A 5,561-nucleotide genomic window follows, 5' to 3' on the forward strand; every position below is an offset into this window, starting at 1 on the left:
GTGCGAATTATGCCAGATATTAAAAGACCACGCATTTTTTACTGCTGTTGGAAAAGGTAACACTAAAGCAGTGGAACTACTTATAGCGTCTGGAGCAAACCCTGAGGCTCAGGAAGCTGGTGGGGAAAAACGCACAGTGTTAGAGATGGCTATAGAAGAAGGTAATGAAAAAATTGTTGCGTTTCTCATATCTACAATAAGCAAGAAACAAGAAAAGCAAAAAGCACCTCATATAGAAACAAATAGTACATCCAACAGCGGTAACAGAAGTGTTGGTAATAAACCTGCAGCAACAGAGCCTCCGGTTAGCCTTAATAATAATGACTTACTAAATCACAACAGAAGCAGTAGACCTACGGCAACAGTTTCTCCAATCAGCACCAATAGTGACAATCGCAATCACGACAATGAAATACCTGTAGTAACAGAGGAAATAAATAATGGTCAAGCTGCCATGCCAAGCAATGAAAAAGAAACTAAATATAAAGAAAGCAAGGAGAATTTTCATACCTCATTAAGGAATGATGTTATTGGAGTGGTTATTACAGGGTTATTCATTGCTGCTGCTGTGATGGTTCCACCTGTAGCTAGCGCTGTAGCCTGCGGTATCCTGGCTGCTTTGGTTGCGATAGCCACCGGATTACATGCAAAAAATTCTACATTGCCAAGTTATAGGGAGATGAGAGAAAATAGAGTTACTGAATTCCAGCGTCACGCGCTACCCTCTGATGGGCTCAAACGTTCATGAGTAGCTGATACTGCCACTATACTTACCCAGAAAGCTTAACACTAAACTGTGCTGCCACTAACTTTGCAATCGGTACTCTATAGGGTGAGCATGAAACATAATCCACCCCTGATTCGATGAGAAACTCTATAGATTTTGGATCTGCTCCATGCTCTCCACATATACCCAGTTTTATTTCTTTTCGGGTTTTTTTGCCTCTTTCAATGGCTATCTTGATTAACTCCCCTACCCCTTCGATGTCCAGCACTTCAAATGGGTTGTTTTCGAATATGTTGCTTTCCTTATAAGAATCGAGGAAATTAACTGAATCATCTCTTGAAAGTCCCATGGTTGTTTGCGTTAAATCATTAGTGCCAAAACTAAAAAACTCTGCATGTTTTGCTAACTTATCAGCAATCAGTGCCGCTCGTGGCAGTTCTATCATCGTTCCAATTGAATAAGCCTTGTCTGATGTCATTCCAGCGCGTGACGCTGGAATCTGCGTCTGTGAGATAACAGAGGATTCTTTCTTTGCTAGCTCGCATATCAGAATAAATTCTTTCTCACTCATGATAAAAGGAATCATGATTTCAGGCTCCACTTCTATCTTCTTTTCTTTCTTTAATTCACTTGCAGCACTAAGTATTGCCCTAACCTGCATGCTATATATTTCAGGATGAGAAATAGCAAGTCTACAACCTCGATGACCAAGCATTGGGTTCTTTTCTGATAACTGTGCTATTTTATTTTTTACTGATTCAACTGACTTACTAAGCGATTTGGCGATTTTTTCTATAGTAGACTGATTATTGGGTAAAAATTCATGCAAAGGTGGATCAAGCAACCGTATAGTGACTTCCCTGCCCTCCATAATAGAAAATATTTCTTTGAAATCAGACTTTTGCATTTCTTCCAGTTTAATGAGCGCATTTGCCCTTTCATTTTCATCGTCAGCTATTATCAACTTTTGAATGAATTCGATTCTATCACTAGCGAAAAACATATGTTCTGTGCGACATAAGCCTATACCTTCTGCACCGAATTCTTTTGCAATTTTTGCGTCTTTTGGAGTATCAGCGTTCGCTCTCACTTTGATCGTTTTGATTTCATCTATCCAGTTGATTATCGTTTTGAATTCTTGCGATAATTCAGGTGAAATTGTAGGGAGAATACCAAGCATAACCTCCCCTGTTCCTCCGTTGATGGTAATTGGTTCACCTTTATTTACTTTTGTATCCCCTACAGAAAAGAAAATTCCATCTTTATCGATATAAAGTCCACTTACACTGCAAATGCATGGTTTACCCATTCCTCTTGTAACAACAGCAGCATGTGAAGTCATCCCTCCCCGTGCTGTTACTATGCCACTTGCAGCATTCATTCCATTAATATCTTCAGGACTCGTTTCTGACCTTACTAAAATCACTTTTTTGCCCTGCTCTGCAGCTTTTTCAGCATCACTTGCACTAAACACTACATATCCAGAAGCAACCCCTGGAGAAGCCGGCAGTCCCTTCCCTATTACTTCTTGATCGCTTTTAACATCAAGAACCGGATGCAATAAACTATCAAAAGTTTTTGGATCAATTCTCAATGTTCCTTCTTCTTTTGTAATCGTTCCTTCGCTTGCCATATCAACTATTATACGAATGGTAGCTTCAGCCGTGCGTTTACCGGATCTAGTTTGCAAAATCCACAATTTTCCGTCCTGCACAGTAAATTCGACATCCTGCATATCTTTATAATGCGCTTCAAGTTTTTTACATACATCGCACAATTCGCGGTACACGCCTGGCATCAATTTTTCCATGGTGTTCTCTTGTTCCCCATTAACTGGCATAGGGGTATAAACACCAGAGACCACATCCTCGCCCTGAGCATTGACCAAAAACTCACCAAAGAACTTTTTTTCCCCAGTTGAAGGATTACGTGTAAATATTACACCGGTCGCAGAATTATCGTTTAGATTACCAAAAACCATTGCTTGTACATTGACTGCAGTTCCAATGTATTCAGAAATACCATGTATTTTCCTATAGGAAACAGCTCTGTCATTCTGCCAGGAGGAAAATACTGCATTCACTGAGCTGAGAAACTGCTCTTCAACGTTTTGCGGAAAATGTTTTGCAGTTTTTTCGTATACTATCTTTTTGAAATCGTCAACGATCTTTTTTAAGACATCAACATCAAGATCAGCTAAACTTTTTGCTCCATTTTTTTGCTGTTTATTATCAATAACATCTTGAAACAGGTGGTGGTCAAGCTGCAGCACAACACTTGAGTACATCATAATGAAACGGCAGTAGCTATCATAAGCAAAACGCTCTCCACTTTTTTTTGCAAGGCCAACAACGGTTGCATCATTTAGACCAACATTTAAAATCGTATCGAGCATGCCCGGCATTGAACTCACACTACCAGAGCGTATGGAAATCAGTAATGGATTATTTGAATCCCCAAATTTGCAGCTGATATCGTTCTCGAGCATTGCCATGTATCTTTTGATTTCGCTACGTAGATTGTCAGACAACCCATTACCTTGCTTACAAGCAGAGGTGGAGATTGTAAAGCCAGGTGGAACGGGAATACCGACATTGCACATTTCTGCTAAATTTGCCCCTTTTCCTCCCAGCAGATTTTTCATTTCTGCATTGCCTTCACACTTGTTCTTGCTAAAGTAATATATTAACTTTTCTCCCATTGCTTTCTCCGGACTTTCGCTAACAAACACATTATACATATGATTCCAATAAACTCGTCAGGAATTGAAATTCTAGAATAATAAATTTTGTAAAATTTGGCAACAGCGTTTCTTATGGTAATAAGTAAAGTCAAACGATGAATTATTATCAATAAGAATATATAATATCTAGAGATATTTTAAAAATTTTTTTATGGCTTTTTCTAACTTGGAAAATGAGTGTGTAGCTCAGGCTACATGTTTTTAGTAGATTTATAAAGCGCAAATATCAACATCTTACCTTGAGTTATTCATTTTAAGCTTTAAGATCAAAACCTTCGCTTCTGTATTACTAAGCGAACCACCATAAGTAACTGCTTTTAGGTAAAATTTTCTTCCTGGCTGCACTTCAAAAGATATTATTGAATCATCAAGCAGAACAAGTTTTTCACCTGCGGTGTGTTCATATTCTTTAGTGCCTTCTTGCCCTCTGATTAGGTTACCAAGTTTATATTTATTTTTATCTATAAGTTTGGCACTGTGGAATTTTATCACTTCTTTCCCAACTAGTATTGAATTTGAATTCGCAATTGGACTCATGAACTTACCAAAACGCAACACTACTGTAATTTCCTCATTGGTAGATTCCATTACATATCCGTAAGTAGATTGCTTACTTGTGCTCGCAATAGGTTTATAATCCTTATCATCGTACGAAATAAAAAGCGTTGCTCCTTTCCAATTCTCTTCTTCACCAGCTAAAGTAAAGCTTGCAATATTGCCTTTAATATGCAGTAAATCAATCATTTCAACGACAGTTTTACTGATGTGAGAAGCAGGGTGTTCTTTAAGCATAAGTGATCTTGTTGAAGGGAAAGAAAGTTTATATATAGAGCAGTCATAACCAACCCCAATTATTTGAATGGACATGCTTGCAAATTTTGTTTTTATAATTCTCATCGTATGCTTTTTCTCGCCATCTGAAATTGTTATGACATCGCTTGGCGCAAGCCACGCATATTTTATCGGCAGCTTAAAATTGTATATATTTCTCTCTTGCCACGAAGAATAAAGTAAAACTTCAGCTATATTTTGCGCTTTCCCTTCCTCCATGATTAGTGGTATTTCAACCGTTGCAGCATTGCCCTGCTTTGGCAGCTCAGCATATTTCACGTCAATTGGATAACCAAAGTTGCGGTTAAAATAGATAACGTTGATTTTACTGTTTAAATCTAGCTGACTAAGCTGCATTGGCTTTGAGTTGTAATTGAAAACAATTTCATCAACTGGTATTTCAGTCGTAACTCCCCTGCCCTTCTGGACGAACTTTAGCTTAGAGTCCTGCTCAACTACATCAAAAAAATAGCAACTTTGCAGCATTTTAATAATTGAACGTACGGGTTGCTGATCGTTTATCACATACCCAGACAATAACCCTTTGACGTTGCTTGTATCGAACTGATCGCTTTTTAAACCCGCCTTTTGCAATAGATCAGACAAAACATCAGAAATATTAAGCTGCGAAATTTTTCCCTGAACCCAGTGCCCTGTTTGCCAATTATGGCAGTCAGCCCACATATCACATAAATTGGGAAAATAAGGAAATGGTCTTGCATCCCATGCCCAAAGAAACATTTTCTCCACCATTTCTGAATTTTGCCACTTTTTTAGTGTTCCTTCGATCGCAATTTTCTGCGAAAGAAAGTTCACCTCTCCATTTGAATATCGCGGATATTTACTCTCTATACTACCTTTATCAACAAATACATTTGGCTCATTAGTGCAACCGTTCATACTGGGGAATCCATACTCGGTAAACCATATTTTTTTCATTTTTGGTTGCCATTTTGTTTTACTACCATCAGGATTTACATGAGTCTCACTCCACCATTTTTTTATGTTTTTCCACGCATACCTGCTGTTGTTATACTTTACTCTTTCAGGTTTACTCTTTGAATAATCATAGAAATAATCATACCCCACTCCACTGCTCCAACCATCGATTACATCTTCTGCGGAATAGCCAAAAGGAGGCTCTGGACCATCAGTCAGCGGAAAATAAGCATCTATGCCAACAACGTCGATGTACTCTGAAGACCAAAGCTCATCCATATTATAGCAACCATCATATGAATAGACTTCTTTCAAAATTCA

General features: G+C 38.3%; 2 protein-coding genes and 1 pseudogene. 1 reads left to right on the forward strand and 2 read right to left on the reverse strand.

Annotated features, from left to right (window positions below; all coding sequences use genetic code 11):
• Window positions 1-748 (forward strand): ankyrin repeat domain-containing protein (locus tag HET73_RS05820; RefSeq protein WP_174134177.1); only part of this gene is annotated, 748 nt, incomplete at its 5' end.
• A gap of 22 nt (window positions 749-770) precedes the next feature.
• Here HET73_RS05820 and ppdK read toward each other — a convergent pair.
• Together ppdK and HET73_RS05830 are read right to left on the reverse strand one after the other, a co-directional pair.
• The gene (ppdK, locus tag HET73_RS05825) at window positions 771-3,428 is read right to left on the reverse strand and encodes a pyruvate, phosphate dikinase (RefSeq protein ID WP_174132723.1); all 2,658 of its coding nucleotides are present in this window, start codon (window positions 3,426-3,428) and stop codon (window positions 771-773) included.
• Window positions 3,429-3,704: 276 nt separating this feature from the next.
• Window positions 3,705-5,549, reverse strand: a pseudogene (locus HET73_RS05830) (baseplate megatron protein TIM-barrel domain-containing protein); the annotation flags it as partial.
• Window positions 5,550-5,561 lie beyond the last annotated feature (12 nt).

This window comes from Wolbachia endosymbiont of Atemnus politus (genome assembly GCF_013309895.1).

What these genes read in the sequence shown, in the direction of transcription:
- ppdK (WP_174132723.1), bottom strand. Translation starts at nt 3,428, where the DNA reads ATGGGAGAAAAGTTAATATATTACTTTAGCAAGAACAAGTGTGAAGGC.